The sequence below is a fragment of the Calditrichota bacterium genome, assembly GCA_013152715.1.
Classification (GTDB): domain Bacteria; phylum Zhuqueibacterota; class Zhuqueibacteria; order Thermofontimicrobiales; family Thermofontimicrobiaceae; genus 4484-87.
Window position 1 is genome coordinate 16,753 of record JAADFU010000075.1, and the last position, 17,406, is coordinate 34,158.

Genomic DNA, 17,406 nt, shown 5'->3' on the forward strand with positions numbered 1-17,406 from the left:
CTTATTTAATATCCGCGAAAATCCGCCTGATCCGCGTGTTTCCGTGTGCCATTCTTTTAATCCAATTTTCAGAAAATACCTCATGACGAGCTAAAATAATCTCCTTTTTTCATTTTTTCTCTGATGATTTGGTTCCTTTTCTCGATAAAAGGCTTCCAATCCAGATAATCGCGAACCGTAATTTCCCAGAAATGTGCCCTTGCTTTTTTGTCTCGTTCAAAAATTAACTTCCCGTCGCGAATGACGCGATAATTGAGATCAAGCGGCGTTTCATTCAAAAAGACAAGATCGATCTGCTCCGCGCCCAACAGATTCATCAACGCAGCTAATTCTTTGAGCCTCAACCTGAACAAATCTTCCGCTATTTTCGTCTGATCGATATAGACTGCAATATCGATGTCGCTCAATGGCGTAAATTTCCCTCTCGCCATGGAACCAAAAAGGTAAGCAAAAGCAATGTAATCTTTGCCGGCAAAATATTTTTTTAGTTTCTGTTCAATTTTTGAAAATGGAAGATTTTTCATTTCAACATCATCAAATTTGTATTTAATCGAAAAATTAGTACACCCAATTTCTGGCACATCATTTTGCTTGCTATAGAGAAGCTAACAAATTATTTTTACGAAATCAAGTATTTTTTGAAAACAAAAGAAAAGGAAAAGTTCTCATTTCTCATTACGATTTTTCATTTCTCAAATAAAATCCGCACCTCGCGGTCCTGAATCCGGCGTAACTCGTTTGTATTTCCCGGAAAGCCAATTTTTCAAATCTGAGCAATACCATTTGGAAAATCGCCGGTCAGAAGGACCGCCGATGAGATTGGTGAAAATTTCGTCGGCGGCAAAATCGGTGACAAAACGGAACGACGGCAAAAAGGTCGTGTCCCTGCCAGCGCTGCGGTAAATCTGCCCCTGGTGAATCGTGGCGCGTCCGCCGATACTCACCACAGGGCCGCGATCAAAGCCGAGAAAACGCGGCAATTTTCCGCCGAACAGAATATTTGTCAGCGTGAATTCTTGTACGGATTTCCATTTCTTCGGTTTTGTCTTGAGCGCCCGTTCCGCTGCCGCGCGAAAAATTTCTTCCCTACTTCTCCCTTCAAACCACGCCGAATTTTCCGAGAGTAAAACCCGGTCAAAATTCTCGTAAAAATCAACAAAAATTCCTGTCTCCCCTTTCAGATGATCCACAACCTGCTCACCAATTCCTCCTTTGCCGAAAACCTCGCGATATAGTTCAGCATAAAATTTTTCAAACAAATACGCCCCCTCGGAATCGGCTGAATATTGCAAATCCCACTCTCGCAGAATTTTCCCCTGCGCCGTGTCCGGCAACAACGGCTTTAAAATTTTCATGAAATATTCCGCTTGCAGCGAGTAAACATCGTAGTGCATACGAAAAACATCTTCAATGGAGAAATTGTCACTTTTTTCAAGCAAACTTTTGATTCGATCTGCCCGGTAGGCGCCCATGGGCATATTGATTGGTTTCGCTTTGCCAAATTCATTTAAATTGTTATTTGCCGTCACCAAAAAGCCTTCGCTGGAATTTTTCGCGCGCGGCAATTCTTCAGCAGAATAAAAACCTTGCCACGCATTTTCCTTCTTCCACGCTGGCAAAGGCACAAATCCACTCACTCCTTTTCTTCGTTTGGGAATTCTTCCGGTCATTTGATAGCCGATTTCACCATGTGCGTCCGCGAAAAGAAAATTCCAGCTACTTTCCAGAGGTCCCAATGTCGCCATTCCATCATCCACCGTTTTAGCGTCCCACATACGGAGAACGCCCGAAATCGCCAGTGCCCCGGAATCTGCAGCCGCCCATTTGATCGTCAAATAAAATCCCTCCTGAAACGGATCGCCGTCCAGTGTGCCGAGCTCATTTTCAAAAAAGATGATTTCCTGCGGTTCTTTCTTTTTTCTTTTGATGATTTCTTTCCGTTGCCGGAATTTCAGCCACTGATTTTTTTCTTCGCGAAAATATTCGCCGTCTTTGCATTTTTCGACCCAGGAATCCACCGCATCAGCGAAAGTGTAGGTAACGCCCCAGGTAAGGTCGGGATTTCTGCCGACCAAAACTCCCGGAAAACCGGGCATCGCGCCGCCCATGATGTAGCGGTCGCCGGATTTGAGCACAATTTCGCTCCACACATTGGGCAGGCGATTGACTTCGAGATGGGGATCGTTCGCCGCAAGAGGTTTTCCTGAACGAGTTTTTTCCCCGGAAATCACCCAATTGTTCGACGCCATCATCCGCGGCGCGCCAATTCCCCAGAGCAAATTTGGCGGGACAACTCGTTCGGGCAAAGTCACTTTCTTGAGCAATTCCGTGTCCAGCCCGCCCAAAATTCCCGGAAAAAGTTCATTGAGTTTTTCTTCGGGAATTGCTGCCTGCACCATTTCCACGAACAACCTCTCCATTTCCGCCTGTGATTGCGCCAGCGACAAATAGCCGATCATGCGGGAAATCAGCACAGAATCTTCCGGCTGCCACTTTTCCGGTTTGTAGCCCAACAATTTAAATTCCCACGGAACCCGTTCAGCAAAACCGGCATTGACGCCGTCGCAGTAGGAAATTACGTACTGCCTGATGCGGTCGTCTAACTTTTCGATTTCCTGCGCTGTGTTGTTCGCCCAGTTCATTTTGCGGAAAAAGATGTCTATTTTCAGGGAATCCTCGCTGGAATCGAGCAATTCAGACACGCGCCCCTGTCCCAAAATCCGCATCAGCAATAGCTGCATGCCGCGATCAGTTGCGTGGACGTAACCCTGTCCTCGATACATGTCGTTTTCATTTTCAGCTTCCACGTGCGGAATGCCATTTTTATCCCGCCAGATTTTGAAGTTCTTTTTCATTGAGACGCTCCGTTTTTTAAGTGTGCGCCACCTCGAAGGTGGAGTACACTTTTGCTTCAAAGTTAAATTAATCAAAATTGCTTCAGCAAACAGGTTATTCTAATAAGACAAATTTTTTGCAGAAAGTCAAGGGAGAAATTCGTTGCTGGTAAAAAATTCTTCCTATTATTTTTAAGGATAATTGCTATTTTCTATTTACGCATCCAATGAGCCATTTTAAAATTTGCAGGCGGCATGATTATTGTTGTTTGTCTGCTACAGTCATTAAATAGCAATTTATTCATTTTTGCAATTTCGATTTGACAATAAAAATGGACAAACAATTTTCAAAATGAACTACTTTTGTATTGACTTTTTCAAAATTATCTTTTATAATAGAGAGAGAAATTGGAATTTTTGCTTCTCTATCCTTAAGTCGTCCCAATTTTTCGCCCATTTCAAAAAAGGAAAAAAATGTCAAAGCGGCGAACTTCCTTCAAGGAATTAAACAAGTATCGATGGTTTCTTTGTTTTTTCTGGCTGTTAACCATTGTATTGCTCATCATAGCGAACATGATTCAAATTCATCAGTCGATTTACGAAATGGCTCGCAATGAAGCGCGCGGATCTTTTCAGCGCGACATCGCTTATCGACTCTGGAATGCACAGAATGGGGGAGTCTATGCGCCCGTGAACAAAATGACCCCACCGAACCCCTATCTGAAAAACATCAAGGAACGTGATATTGTTACGCCCGATGGACGACATTTGACGCTAATAAATCCGGCTTACATGACGCGTCAAGTACACGAACTTGCCAGAAAACATTTTGGCATTATATCACACATAACCAGCCTAAAACCAATTCGTCCGGCAAACAAAGCTGATGCCTGGGAAACAGAGGCACTGAAAAAATTTGAAATGGGTAAAGATGAAGTGTTTTCAACAGAAAAAATTGGAGATGGCGAGTATGTTCGGCTAATGCGTCCACTGAAAACAGAACAAGCTTGTCTACAGTGTCACGCTGCACAAGGTTATAAAGTGGGCGATATACGCGGCGGTATTAGCATCGCCATTTCGACCGATCCACTAAAAGCCATTGCTCGGAAACAAGTTTTCCAAATGGTTGGCGAGTATGCAATTTTGTGGCTTATTGGTATCGGTGGGATCATATTTGGAACGAATCAGCTTAAAAAAAGCGGAATCAAAAGAGATAATATAGAAACCGATTTAAGACGCACGTTAAAACAAAAAGAAACACTCATGCGGGAAATGCATCATCGTGTAAAAAACAATTTGGCCATTGTCTCCGCGCTACTCAGCATTCAATCAAGGCGAATTTCTGATCCTAATACAAAAAAGATATTCAATGAAAGCCAAAGTCAAATACAGACAATTGCCAAATTGCACGAGTTTTTTTACCGATCTAACGCTGTCGAACTTGTTGACATGAAAAAATATTTGCAAAATGTCATTGATAATTTGAATAATTTTTTTGAGATTGATTTCAAAAAAATAAAAGTTTCCACCGATATTGATCCCATCGAAGTGAATTCCAAATGTGCCACTTACTGCGGGCTCATTTTGAACGAGCTTTTCACAAATGCCTTCAAATATGGGAGAAATGCAAATGACGAAGGAGAAATTCAAATAAAATTCAAAAAACAAAGTGAAACGGGAGAAATCTTACTGGCAGTACATAATTCCGGAAAATCCCTCCCGGAAAATTTTGACCTTTCCGAATTAAATTCAATGGGATTACAGTTAGTTACTATGCTTGCCAATCAACTTGAAGGAAAATTATCAATTTTCCGTGAAAACGGTACGACTTTCCAAGTGCAATTTAGTAATTCATAGGATAGAAAATAAACGTGTCTTAAAATCATTGGCTTCAGCAAAAAAATTCTCTTTTGCAGGCGATTTGTAGCTACAGCACAAATCGTACAAGAAAACCTGTCCCCTTTTTGTCCAACAACCTGATTTTGCCTTCGATCTGATCTGCCAGTTGACGGATTAATGCCATGCCCAGCGAATCGCTCGTTTGAAAATCTATTTCCGGCGCCAGACCAACGCCGTCGTCCATGACTGTCAGTTCACAATGACCTTCCTTGATTTCTTTGAAAGCAATAAAAATCTTTCCTCGCCGATCATCGGGAAAAGCATATTTCATGGCGTTGGTAATTAACTCATTGAGCAGCAATCCCAGCGGCACCGCCTTTTCAATGTTCAGAAAAATCGGCTCCAGATCCATTTCCAGTTTCACACGGCGGCTGATGTCGTAATTGAAATAGACATGCCGCGCGATGGTGCTGATAAATTCTTTGAAATCCACCTCGGAAAGACTTTTCGACTGATAAAGTTTCTGGTGCACCATTGCCATGGAATAGACGCGATTAATGCTGTCCTTGAACGCCTCAATCGCTTCTTTGTCAGAAATGCGGCGCGACTGCAAGCCGAGCAGGCTGGTGACGACCATGAGATTATTTTTCACGCGATGGTGGATTTCTTTAATCAATGTCTCTTTTTCTCGTAAGTCTTTTTTGATTTGTTCTTCCGCGCGTTTTTTATCGGTGATGTCACGGATAAGGACCTGAATCGCAGGCTTATTTTCAAAAGTAACGGGAAAACCTCTGACTTCGACATCGATCACCGAACCGTCTAATCTCAAAAATTTCTCATCCATTACAGGAAAAGCCTTTCCGGTTTGCATCGCTTCAGCTATTCTCTTAACAACATCTCTGCGGAAATCAGGGTGAACAAACTCAATTGCAGGCTTTCCAATCAACTCACCAATTGTGGATGCACCTATTAGGTCAACGCTTGCTTTATTGGCAAAAACAATTTTGCCTTCACAATGAATAACAATTGCGTCCGGCAAATCTTCTACCAGTTTGCGGTATTTTTCTTCGCTTTCCATTAGCGCTTTCACGGCACGCTTACGTTCGGTAATGTCGCGCAGAATTCCCTGAGTGGCAACGCCTTCTTTGTACTTGATGTACGAGACAGAAGCTTCCAGGTCAATTTTTTCTCCATTTTTTGCAATGGCAGTAAATTCATATTTGGGGCTAAGTGGTTCGCCTGCGACAAAGCGCTTCATTCTTTCTTCCACAACGGGCCGGCTCTCGGGAGCCACCAGATCCATAAAATCAAAGTCAGGGCTATTCGCATCTTCCAGAGCCACGCCGAACATCTCAGTAAATTTGTCGTTAATCACTTCAAACTTTCGGTCGTGCAGCAAATAAATGGCATCGTTGGAGCCCTGAATCAAGTGACGATATTTTTCCTCGCTCTCTTTGAGCGCCTTTTCAGCGGCTTTTCTTTCCGTAACATCTCGCACGATCGCCTGAATGTGTTTCTTTCCTTTCAATTCGATCAAGGCAAGAGTAACTTCGGCATTGAAAACAGTCTTGTCGCATCTACAATGGAGCCATTCAAAAGAAGGCGATTTGCCTTTCAGCGCCAGGTTTATCTTTTCTAATGCTGCTTCTTTTGAGTTTCTTCCGTCTGCTTGTTCCGGCGGGGAGAAATCAGAAGGCGTTTTGCCAATAATCTGCTCGCGTGTGCAGCCAAAAATTTCCAGGGTTTTGCGGTTGCAATCAACGAAAACATTGTCTTTCATCAGAAAAATAGCGTCATTCGCTTCTTCAAAAAGCAGCCGAAATTTATTCTCATTTTCCCGCAACTGTTGTCCAATCAAACGTTGTTCAGTGATGTCTTTCAAAATGTAAACAAAACCAATCAGCTTTCCTTCATCGTCTTTTACCGGATCAACAATAATTTCGTACCAGCGGTCCCCGAAAGTAATCTGTTTCGTTTCTCTTTGCTTCGATTTTTTCGCTTTTTTCAAAGGGCAATCTTTAGCTGTTTGATCAATTGAAAAAATTGTTTCAGCGACTGATTTGCCAATAATATCAGTGAACGTTCTGCCGGCGAGTTTTGCCAGGGATTTATTGCAGCGAATGATTTTCTCATCCAGAGCCAACAGAGCGATGGCATCGTTCATGGAATCAAAAGTAGAACGCCATTGGAAAGAAGCCTGACGCAATTTTTCTTCTGCTTGTTTCCTTGCGGAAATATCAATCGCAAATGCCACCACCACATCTCTGCCAAAATAGTTTCCCTTATTCAAGCGAACAATCTTCGGAAAAACCCGTCCATTTTTATCAAGGCCCCAAAACTCAAACTGCTGCGGCTCGCCTTGAAACGCTTTCTCGACAAAACCGGCAATCTTTGCCAGATCGTTTTTCCCCGGCGCAGACAGAAATTCCGGCGTTTTACCGATAAAATATTCCCGCGGATAGCCATACATTTTTTCAGCGCCATCGTTCACGTCAAGGAATCTTCCCTGCTCATCTTGAACATAAATGGCATCGGAAGCATTATTAAAGATACTGCGGTAGCTCAGTTCAGACTGCTCTAATGCTTTTCTTGTCAAAATGCGATCTGTAATATCTTCAATGACAACGGAAACGCCAATTTTTTCATCGCCTGCCGTGATAAACGAAGGAAGCAGCGAGATAAAAATTTTCGTGCCATCCTGTCTTCTGATGCTCCATTCAGTACGCCGACTTTCTCCCTGAAAGAATTTTCTCACTTCGGTTGCTAATCTTGGTCTTTCAATTTTAACCAACCGCGCCAGATGAAAAAGATGCTTATGCAGAATCTCCTTTTCAGAAAATCCGATCATCTGCAAAAATTTTTGATTAACATCCTGAATTATGCCAGCCATATTCAGGATTAAAATGCCCTCATTCGCAGCGCTGAAAAGCAGGCGGAATTTTTTCTCGCTTTCGTTCAAGGCCTGTTCCGTTTTTTTGCGATCTGTGATGTCAGTGGCAATATGAATAATTTTATCCAATCGTCCCTGGCTGTCGAACACTGGCGTGCAAGAAACCATGAACCAGGCATCGAGCGCTTCCATTTCCATTTCCACGGCTTCCATTCTGCCCGATTTTAGCAATTTTTCCAGGGGACAGCCTTCAGGCGGTTCAGCCGCATTTTCATGAAAAATTTCAAAACAATATTTTCCGATAATCTCTTCCGTTGACATACCTGTCGCACGAAGAGCGGCATTGTTCACAGCGCTTACTCTGTGGTCCGGTTCCAGAATAATGGTGGGATGACCAATGGCGTGAAAAATGCTCTCCCAATCATGAATCGCTCGATTTAAATCATGTTCGCGCTTTATTTTTTCACTGATGTCCTGAAAAACAAACACACACCTATCGTGTTTTTTTGTGCAAGGCGCTGCGCTGGCTGAAATGGGGATTTTTGTCCCGTCTTTGCGAATGAGCATTGGGCTTTGCACGAGGCTGACGATGACGCCTTCTGTTAAAGCGCGAGAAACCGGCTCCGGCGCTGATTCTCCTGTCTTCTCATCAATGACCCGGAACACTTTCGCGTAATTTAGACGCAGCGCCTCCTCTCTTTTCCAGCCGGTCACTTTTTCTGCCGCCGCATTAAAAAAAACAATTTCGCCGCTCTTCTTCGCCACAATGACCGCTTCGCTGATCCCTTCCAATTTTGACTGTTGCCAATCGCTGCCTTTTTTGAGAGATTTTCTCACCTTCTGCAACTGAAGCATTGCTTCCAGTTGTGTTAAAAATGTTTTTTTCTCAAAAGGACGCACTGCGTAGCCGTCAGCGCCGCGCGATAGCCCCTGCGCTTGTTTTTTTGCTGAAATTCTTTTGTCAGCAACCAGCACTACCAAACTGCCTGCCAATCTGGCATCTGCTTTAATTCGCTGACAAATTTCCAGCGGATCAAGATCGGAGAGATTCATGTCCAGTAAGATTAAATAAGGCTGATTTTCTTTGGCGAGTTCCAAACATTTTCGTCCACTCTTCGCTGTGAGCACCTCGAACCCACCGGATTTGACCATGCCGGCTGTCGCCAGCAAAGCTTTAGCATCTTTGTCAGCAATGAGAATTTTCGGCGCCATTTTTATTCCCCAAAGGACCACTTACTTATTTTCAAAACGCGGATGTTCCGCGTCACTGCCGCGACTTCGCGCTTTGGTTTTTCATTAACTTGAAAATAAAAATAGATTACAACCGTGAACGACCAGTTGAAAATTTTTGTGTCGAGAATTGAGAAAAAATAATAAAAGTTTGACAACTTGATTCCGTTACCGATTTGAATTTTAGGCGTTCGCTTTGTAAAATCAGGAAATTAGCGTTTTAAATTTAGCTTTAACCGATCATTCGCACGACAAGATTGCAGCCACATCTTTGTCAACTTCCCACCCTGATCATTTCCACGACATTGCCGTCTTCCTGTTTGCCGAACTTTCTCAATTCATTCTCAAAAATTTTCACCGGGTATTTTTTCTCTGTCTCCGCACAAATTTTTGCAATGGCTTTTCGCATCAACTCGTTCTTGGTGTCGGTTTTCACCAAATCTTCCACATCGGAGAATGACAGCGGCTGCGGCGGAATTCGTTCGATGAGTTGCAGTAAAAAATAATTCTCGTTCAGGAAAAATGGCGCCGTAACCTGTCCCAATTGCAAATTACCTACTCGCGCCGCAATTTGCGGATGATCCGGCGCCGCCCAAAGTCCCAGGTCTCCTCCTTTTTCCGCCGTATTTTTGCGCAGCGAGTACTTTTTTGCCAGCGCGGCAAAATCTTCACCGGTTAAGATTTTCGCGTAGATTCGCTGCGCCAATGCCGAATCCGAGACCGCTATTTCGCGCAAGTGAAGCTTTTCCGGCGAAGAATATTTTTCCCGATGGGATTGGTAATAATTTTGAAAATCCTGCGGCGAAGGCTGAATATTGTCCACAATGTCCGCTCTGACAAGTTTGGCAATCAAGCGGTTTTTTTGCTTGCGAATTTGTCGTCGGACTTCGGGAATTTGATCCACCTCGGCAGCCAGCGCCTCTTTCAGTAAAAATTCATTGCGCACCATTACCGCCAATTTTTCAGCGATGTCCAGATGGGAAGTCAGATCAGGCCTGTCCTGCGGCAGCGATTCTGCTATTTTTTGAAAAAAAGTTTCCACGTCCCAACTGCCGCCGGCAAATTCGACAACCGTGTCGTGCAAATGATTTTCCACGTCTTTCTGCACCGACTGAATTTCTTCGTCCGTCAATACGGGAAATTTGTTCGGCAGCAGTGCGTCAGTCCGTTTTTTGATTTTTCGCGCCGCCCGCACGAGAAAATTCACCGCATCGGCTTTGACAATGACATGTTTGTCTTTCATCAGATTTTTGACATATTCGTTCGCCAACGCCGTTTCTTTCCGTTCGCGAATGACGCGCGCGATGCGATGTTTTTGTGCTTGAAATTCACTCTCCGGTAAAATTGGCGAGACCACTTTGTCTTCGACTTTAATGATGTGAAAGCCCCAGCGGGTTTTCACTGGCTGGGAAATCTCGCCCACGCGCAGTCTGTACGCTGCGTTCTCAAAATTTTCGTCCATGTCGCCGAAAGAAAAATAGCCCAGATCGCCGCCATTTTTCGCCAGCGTCGTATCGCGGAAAAGATTGTGACTGAGCTGCTGAAACGAATAGCCTTTTTTCAGCAGAGACAACAGCGAATCCGCCTGCTGCTTTGTTTTCACAAATAAATGCCGGGCGCGGATTTTTGTTTTCGATTTGAGGTAACCATCGCGCAATTCAGATTCGGAAATCATCACTTGATCCGCGACTTTTTGTCGGTAGAGTTCTTTGATGAGCGCATCTTTTTCAATGGCTTTCAATTGGTGGGAAATTCGCGGATCGCTGGCGTAGCCATTCTCCAGACCGTACAGCGCCAGCAGCCGATTCTCAATCATGCGCTGCAAAAATCTTTTTCTATCATCGTACGTTCTGGGTCGCGCGCCGGGCTTTGCCTGTAGCTCGAAATTTAGAATAAAATCTTCGCTACCAATGGTCTCGTCGCCCACGCGCGCCAAAATGCCGGAGTCGTTTTTTTTGCCGCAAAATGAGAACAGAACAACGAAAATGAGAAAGAAGATAAAATAATTTTGTCGGAATTTGTCTTTCATTCACTGAGTTTAATTATTTTTGGCTAAAAAACTGATCCAGTTCTTTGATTAATTCATACACACAAGCCTGCGCGCTGGCATTAATGCTTTTGACGATTTCCAGCGGCGCTTTTTTGTTCACCACCGTTTTTTTGTCGAAAGTTTTTTGCCAGAGCAACTTTCTGTTCGCATCCGAAAGGGCAAATGCCACTTTCACGCGCCCAAACCATTGTGCGCCCTCATCCACTTCTTCGATGGCTTCGATTTCACCGGACAAGCGATAATCTGATTTGTTATAATTGTAGCCATTTATCACTTGCTGAAACAAATTGGCAGCGCGCAACTGCTCGACTAATTTATCGGTGAATAATTCCGCCGGAGAAGCGGCCCAGCGCTGGTAGTGATAACGTTTGCCTTCGTACAAATTCTCCCGATAAACAATGCGATCTCCGGCATAAAATGGTTTGGCAGTAAATTTTGTCACTTCGAGAGAAACATCGTATTTGGGCGTCGCGCTTGCCGAAGTTTGCTGGTTTTCAAACTCCATGAAATAAAAATGGGTATCGGGCACACTGGCGCACTGCCAAAAAATCGTCAATGTCAATAATATCAAAAAATAAACGGAAAATTTCCTCATTTGTGATTCTCCAATCATGTTTATTTCATTTCTGTCGGACGCGTATCTTTTTAAAATGCTGACGCCTTAACTCATTGAAAAACCATTAATTAGACCGTGAGACTTTTACCCCCTTGTTTTGAACGAGTATTTTTTAAAAGCGGTCGCTTTACTTCCAAAGAAAAAGACCAGTTTGAAAATCTACTTTTCAAACTCCCGCGGCGCCGGCGCAGATTTTCGAATTAAACTCCAGGGTTTTTCTTTAATCAGTTTAGTGAACTCATCCAGATTCTGCGTGGTGCGGTTCAGATTTTCCATGATATCCTGATAATTCACATTCTGCGACGATAGCATTCCATTGAACATGGTCAGTGTGGACTGGAATTCTTTGATTGCATTTTTCGACTCTTTCAGCGTTCCTTCCAGATGAGAAATGGAAGTGGAAATTTCATCCTGATTGTCGCCGACCATTTTGTCCAATTTGCTGCTCATGCTGTGCAAATCCGCCAGCACCAAATTCATATTTTCCATCATCGAGGAAACGGACTGCTGGTTTTGATCGAGCAGTTGATTGAAATTCGCCAGAATTTGGTGAAATTCCTGCTGATTATCCTGGCCCAGCAACTGGTTGATGCCGTCGATGGTCTCGGACAATTGATTGGTCAGTTTGTCCACATTTTCCGTGAGCATCATCAGCGGCGTGACTTCCTTGCAATTCAGCAAACTCCCCGGCTTTGCCCGTTTGGCGTCAGGGCTGCCAGTGGAAATTTCGATGTAATATTCCCCCATGATGCCAATGGAAGTGATGAAAACTCGGGAGTCTTGTTTCACCGGCACATCTGCATTAATCTCGATGAGAAATTCTATGTAGCTGTCGTCTTCCGGTGAGATACGCATTTCTTTGATTTTGCCGACTTCCATTCCGCCGTAACGCACCAGCGAGCCAACCTCCAGACCGCTAGTGTATTTGAAGTGCGTCAAATAGGTGTTTGTTTTTTTCAACAAATCCATTCCCGAAACGACTATCAGGAAAAAAACCAACAGCAGAATGCTGAAAACGACAAAACAACCGGCCTTTACTTCATTCGCTTTGTATTCCATGGTTCCCCGTGCAGTTGAAGTTCATTCAAAAAAAAATTATTTTATTTATTCATCTGTCTCGCCAATGAGCGATTTGAGATAACTGTCTTTGTCAATTTTTTCCGGATCGGGAATACGCTGAAAAAACTGCTGCACTTTGGGATTGTCAGAATTCTTCAGTTCATCCACAGTGCCCAACGCAATAATTTTTCCGTCGTCCAAAAGCGCCACGCGATCTGCGATCAGATACACTGATTCCAGTTCATGCGTCACGATGACGATGGTCATGTGGAACGCTTTTTTTAATTTCAAAATTAAATTGTCAATACCCACCGCAACAATGGGATCCAGTCCGGCAGAAGGCTCGTCGCAAAAGAGGATGTCTGGATCCATGGCAATAGCGCGCGCCAATGCGGCGCGTTTTTTCATTCCCCCGGACAACTGCGACGGCAAAAAATCCTCAAAACCAGCCAGGCCGACTTGATCCAGTTTCATCCGCGTCATAATCTTGATGGTCGAATCTTCCAGTTCTGTGTGCTCGCGCAACGGCAGCGCCACATTGTCGCCCACAGACATGGAATTGAATAAAGCACCGCCTTGAAATAACATGCCGATTTTGCGGCGAATCGGCAGCATTTCTTCTTCGCTGAGTGCCGTAATATCCTGTCCCTTGATCCAAATTGTCCCGGCCGTGGGTTTGGAAAGGCCAATAATGTGCCGCAGCAGCGTGCTTTTTCCGCAGCCGGAACGCCCCAAAATTGTCACCGTCTCGCCCGGGAAAATTTGCAAATTAATGCCATCCAAAACCTTCCGCGATCCGTAGTAGGTAACCAGATCCTGTATGTCAATGATGGGTTGTTTTGAATTAGTCATGATGGTCCTGATTAGTCAAGAGTATCATTTTTTTTTGCTGATTAGAACTACCAGTCAGATTGTTCTGTTTAACAATATTTTGTTATCGGGTCATCTGACATCCCCCTAAATCCCCCTTCAAAGGGGGACTTCCTTGGATCTTCGCTTCAAAGTGGGACTTTCTTGAATCACCCCTTCAATTGGGAACTTCCTTTAATCTCCCCTTCAGAGGGGAACTTCTTTGACTCCCCCCTTTGAAGGGGGGAACAAGGGGGGATGTTCAAATCAAAATCGAATTAGAAACTAAAAATATCCAGAAAAGATTCGCTTCCCTTTAATCTAAAATAATTTCGTGCAAAAAAATCGTTACAGAAATATGATAATTTTTAAAAACTACAACGTTGAATAAAAAATCATCGTCATTACCAGATCAGCGACAATAATGAGAAAAATCGACGTCACTACCGACGCTGTTGTAGATTTTCCCACGCCTTCGGCGCCGCCTTTGACGATGAAACCCTGATAGGCGCCAACTTGTGAGATAATGGTCGCGAAAAAGAAAGTCTTCACCAGTCCGGTGAGCAAATCTTTCATTACTAACGCATCCGCTGTCTGGTTGAAATAACGGATGAAAGAAATGTGCAAATTTACAATCGCCAGAAAAAAACCGCCGAGAATGCCCAGCACATCTGCCATCAGCGACAAACAGGGCAGCACAATCAACAGCGCTAAAAATCTGGGAACCACTAAAAACCAGACCGGATTAAAGCCCATGGTGCGCAGCGCGTCGATTTCTTCGTTGACTTTCATGGTGCCGATTTCCGCGGCGATAGCTGAGCCGCTCCGCCCGGCGACAATGATTGCCGTCAGCAAAGGTCCCAGTTCCCGGGTCATGGAAACGCCCACTAAATCCGCTGTATAAATGGACGCGCCAAATCGTTCCAATTGATACGCCGCCTGCATCGCCATAATCAAGCCTACGAAAAAGCAAATTGTCGCCACGATGGGAATGGAATTGTAGCCGATGTAAATCATCTGCTGCACGGTGCTCTGCCAGCGGATGCCGCCTTTGCCGCGAAAAGGAGCCACAAATATCCAACGCAGGGCATCTCTGGTCAGTTTAACCATGCGCCCCACGTGGGCCATGTACATCAAAGATTGCCGTCCGATTGAGCCAAATGTTTGCGTAACAAAATGTTTCGTTTCTCTGTCTGACATTTACTCCTCACTGACGGCTGTCATCGCCTGGCTTTCATCTTCGCAAATATCAAAAACTTTGTCCAGACGGCTGAGTTCAAAAACGTCCCGAATTGCCGGTTTCAAATTAAAAAGTTTGAGTTTCCCGTGTCGTTTGTTCATGAGTTGCAGCGCTTCCACCAGCGTCGCGACGCCGGAACTGTCCATGTAGGAAACGCCGTCCAGATCGACAAGAAGATTTTCAATTTTCTTTTTCATCAAAGCTAATATTTTCTTGCGCACCTGAGGAGAAGAATAAAGATCAACATCTCCCGCGATTTTCAAAATTGCCACATTCTTCTTTTCAAAAACTTCCAGTTCCACAAACTTCCCCTTCTATTTCTCTTCAATATATTTGACTAATTTCACCTGATTTCCCTGTTCGAACTGATTGTCATATTCCACTTCATCCATCACCGCATTGATGAAATGGACGCCCAGTCCTCCTGGTCTGATTTCATCCAATTTTCTCGGTTTGATTTTTTTAATATCAATTTTCTTGCCAAAATCGCGCAATCGGATTTCGATCTTCCCCTGGCAAATCAAAATCGTCGCCCGAATCGGCTCATCACTGGGACCGCCGTAAGTGTGTTTGATGATATTGCTGCACGCCTCGTCCACCGCCAAAATCACGTTGTGCAAATCATCCAGACAAATGCCGCTAATTTCACAGATGCTCCCCACTGCCGCGCGAATTATTTTCAGAAACTGCGGCTTGGCAGGAATCCGGATTTCAATCGTTTCCACTTTTTCACTCGTCTGCTGTTGGGTCATTGCAACCTCAAAGCTAACAGTGTAATATCATCGTGCTGATTGACTTTCCCCTGAAATTTCTTGATATCGTCGATAATCCGTTCGATAAAATCTTGCGGACTCGGAATCGGAGCGCGAATCCCGTCGATAAGTTTGTCCAGCGTGTACATTTTATTCATGGCATCGTGGGCTTCAATGACGCCGTCGGTGTAGAGCAAAATTGTGTCTCCCGGCCGCAAGTTCACTACTTCATTATCGTAATTTGCGTTCGCCAGAATTCCCAGTGGGATGCCGGAATCATTCTCAATGCGTTCTATTCGCTTTTCTTTTTCCCGCCACCACAGCGGAGGCAAGTGGCCCGCATTAGAGATGGTCAGTTTTCCGGCTCTCGCGTCCAATACCATGGAAACGAGCGAAACAAACATGCCCCGTTGGCTTCTCTTCAACAACGCTTTGTTCAAAAATTCCATCATATTTGCCGGCGATTCTGCGAGATGACAGTAATAACGAAAATCGCTGATCAACCGCGCCATGAATAACGCCGCCGGAATCCCTTTCCCGGAAACATCGCCGATCACAATCGCCAGCTTGTCTTCGTCCAAAAGCACAAAATCGAACAAATCGCCGCCCACAGCAGTCGCCGGAATATTTTTACCATAAATTAAAAATCGTTCCTGATCGCCCTTCGGGAACGACTGCGGCATAAAACTTTGCTGAATGCGGTGAGCGGACTCCAATTGCTGTCGCAAACGCTGCTGTTCCAGCACGTAATGGTGCATGCGCGCGTTTTCGATCGCCAGCGCCACCTGACGACAAAAAGTCTCAAAAATTTCCAGATTTTCTTTGGTGAACGGATGCGCATCGAGACGATTGATCACTTCTGCCACGCCGATCACTTTGTTTTTCACTTTCAGCGGCGCCGCCAGAATCGACCGCGTCTCAAAACCAGTATTTTGATCAATCTCCGAAAAAAAACGGCTATCGCTGGAAACGTCGGGAACGATGATCGACTCGCCTGTTTGGGCGACCCAGCCGGCAATGCCCTGCCCTATTTTCAATTGAATTTTATTTTTTACTTTATCCTGAACCTTGCCCAGAGCAATTTGACATTCCAACAAACCAGTGTCTTCGTTGAGCAACATGATCGAGCTTGCCTCAGCGTGCATCACCTCTTGCGCTTTTTCCATGACCAGCGCCATGAGCTCATCCAGGTCAAGTGTGGATGTGATAATTGAAGTGACGTCGATTAAACTGGTGAGGTCTTTTATTTTTTGCCGAAGCTGTCCAAGTTCGTTCATTTTTGTTACCTTGCAAGTTGAAATTCAAGTAAGAACAAAGAAGCAAATCATATAAAGATATAATAAAAGGATAATAAAAGCAAGCATAAAATTAAAGTAACTTTTTTTTAACAATTGGCGATTTTTGTCCAAAGCCGGATTTTTTCAATGATAGCCCAAATAGGCAGGTTGTTACTTCAATGCAATGGGACGGTAAAAACGAAGCAGGGGATCAAATGAGCAGCGGAATTTACTTTTTTAAAATCGCGGCACGCAGCAAACATGTTCGCTTTGAAAAAATCATCAAGGAAATTTTGATGAAATAATTTTTCGGGGGAGGTTGGTGCCTTCGTGGTGAAATTTTATCTCAAAAAAAAAACCGCAATCGAAATGCTTCGACAACGGTTCTATTTTGATAAAATTTTTACGGGAAAACGAACTAACGCTTTTCCTCAATCCGCGCTGCTTTTCCGCGCAAACCGCGGAGGTAGTACAATTTCGCGCGTCTCACTTTACCGGAACGTAATTTTTCAATTTTTGCAATTCGCGGCGAATGCAGCGGAAAAATTCTTTCCACGCCAACCCCCTGAGAGATTTTGCGTACAGTAAAAGTTGCGTCAATATCTTTGCCTTTCCGCTTGATTACCACACCCTCAAAAACCTGAATACGTTCTTTGTCGCCTTCAACCACTTTGGCGTGTACCGCCACCGTGTCTCCGGGGCCAAAATCCGGAACGTCGGTCCGAAGCTGGTCGGCGACCGCCATTTTCACCTTGTCCATCTATCTTGCC

At 44.3% G+C, this 17,406-nt stretch carries 13 protein-coding genes; 1 reads left to right on the forward strand and 12 read right to left on the reverse strand.

Going from position 1 to position 17,406, the window contains the following annotated elements:
* Positions 1 to 80 precede the first annotated feature (80 nt).
* Complete coding sequence (locus GXO74_05815; protein ID NOZ61178.1) at positions 81 to 524, reverse strand: nucleotidyltransferase domain-containing protein; 444 nt, start codon at positions 522 to 524, stop codon at positions 81 to 83.
* Between the two features lie 168 nt (positions 525 to 692).
* Positions 693 to 2,855 (reverse strand): penicillin acylase family protein, encoded by a 2,163-nt coding sequence (locus GXO74_05820; GenBank protein ID NOZ61179.1) that lies wholly within the window; start codon positions 2,853 to 2,855, stop codon positions 693 to 695.
* 552 nt (positions 2,856 to 3,407) lie between these two features.
* Between GXO74_05820 and GXO74_05825 the strand changes: the two genes are divergently transcribed.
* A complete protein-coding gene (locus GXO74_05825; GenBank protein NOZ61180.1) occupies positions 3,408 to 4,691 on the forward strand; it encodes a DUF3365 domain-containing protein in 1,284 nt (427 codons plus the stop codon).
* Between the two features lie 70 nt (positions 4,692 to 4,761).
* Here GXO74_05825 and GXO74_05830 read toward each other — a convergent pair whose 3' ends face one another.
* The 10 genes from GXO74_05830 to rplS form a co-directional block, all read right to left on the reverse strand.
* Positions 4,762 to 8,775 carry a PAS domain S-box protein gene (locus GXO74_05830; protein ID NOZ61181.1) on the reverse strand — a complete coding sequence of 1,338 codons (4,014 nt, stop codon included), beginning with the start codon at positions 8,773 to 8,775 and terminating at the stop codon, positions 4,762 to 4,764.
* Between the two features lie 292 nt (positions 8,776 to 9,067).
* Positions 9,068 to 10,822 (reverse strand): hypothetical protein, encoded by a 1,755-nt coding sequence (locus tag GXO74_05835; GenBank protein ID NOZ61182.1) that lies wholly within the window; start codon positions 10,820 to 10,822, stop codon positions 9,068 to 9,070.
* 13 nt (positions 10,823 to 10,835) lie between these two features.
* The gene (locus tag GXO74_05840) at positions 10,836 to 11,438 is read right to left on the reverse strand and encodes a hypothetical protein (GenBank protein ID NOZ61183.1); all 603 of its coding nucleotides are present in this window, start codon (positions 11,436 to 11,438) and stop codon (positions 10,836 to 10,838) included.
* A 180-nt stretch (positions 11,439 to 11,618) separates the two neighbouring features.
* Complete coding sequence (locus tag GXO74_05845; GenBank protein ID NOZ61184.1) at positions 11,619 to 12,518, reverse strand: MCE family protein; 900 nt, start codon at positions 12,516 to 12,518, stop codon at positions 11,619 to 11,621.
* Between the two features lie 45 nt (positions 12,519 to 12,563).
* Positions 12,564 to 13,370, reverse strand: a complete 807-nt coding sequence (locus GXO74_05850) for an ABC transporter ATP-binding protein (GenBank protein ID NOZ61185.1) — start codon at positions 13,368 to 13,370, stop codon at positions 12,564 to 12,566.
* Between the two features lie 372 nt (positions 13,371 to 13,742).
* A complete protein-coding gene (locus GXO74_05855; protein NOZ61186.1) occupies positions 13,743 to 14,567 on the reverse strand; it encodes an ABC transporter permease in 825 nt (274 codons plus the stop codon).
* Entirely contained in the window at positions 14,568 to 14,909 is a 342-nt protein-coding gene (locus GXO74_05860; GenBank protein NOZ61187.1) for an STAS domain-containing protein, read from the reverse strand.
* Positions 14,910 to 14,921: 12 nt separating this feature from the next.
* Positions 14,922 to 15,359 carry an ATP-binding protein gene (locus tag GXO74_05865; protein NOZ61188.1) on the reverse strand — a complete coding sequence of 146 codons (438 nt, stop codon included), beginning with the start codon at positions 15,357 to 15,359 and terminating at the stop codon, positions 14,922 to 14,924.
* Entirely contained in the window at positions 15,356 to 16,636 is a 1,281-nt protein-coding gene (locus GXO74_05870) for a SpoIIE family protein phosphatase (protein ID NOZ61189.1), read from the reverse strand. Before GXO74_05870 ends, GXO74_05865 begins: the two co-directional genes overlap by 4 nt.
* 418 nt (positions 16,637 to 17,054) lie before the next feature.
* On the reverse strand, positions 17,055 to 17,396 hold the full coding sequence (rplS, locus tag GXO74_05875) for a 50S ribosomal protein L19 (GenBank protein NOZ61190.1): 342 nt from the start codon (positions 17,394 to 17,396) through the stop codon (positions 17,055 to 17,057).
* Between the last annotated feature and the right edge of the window lie 10 nt (positions 17,397 to 17,406).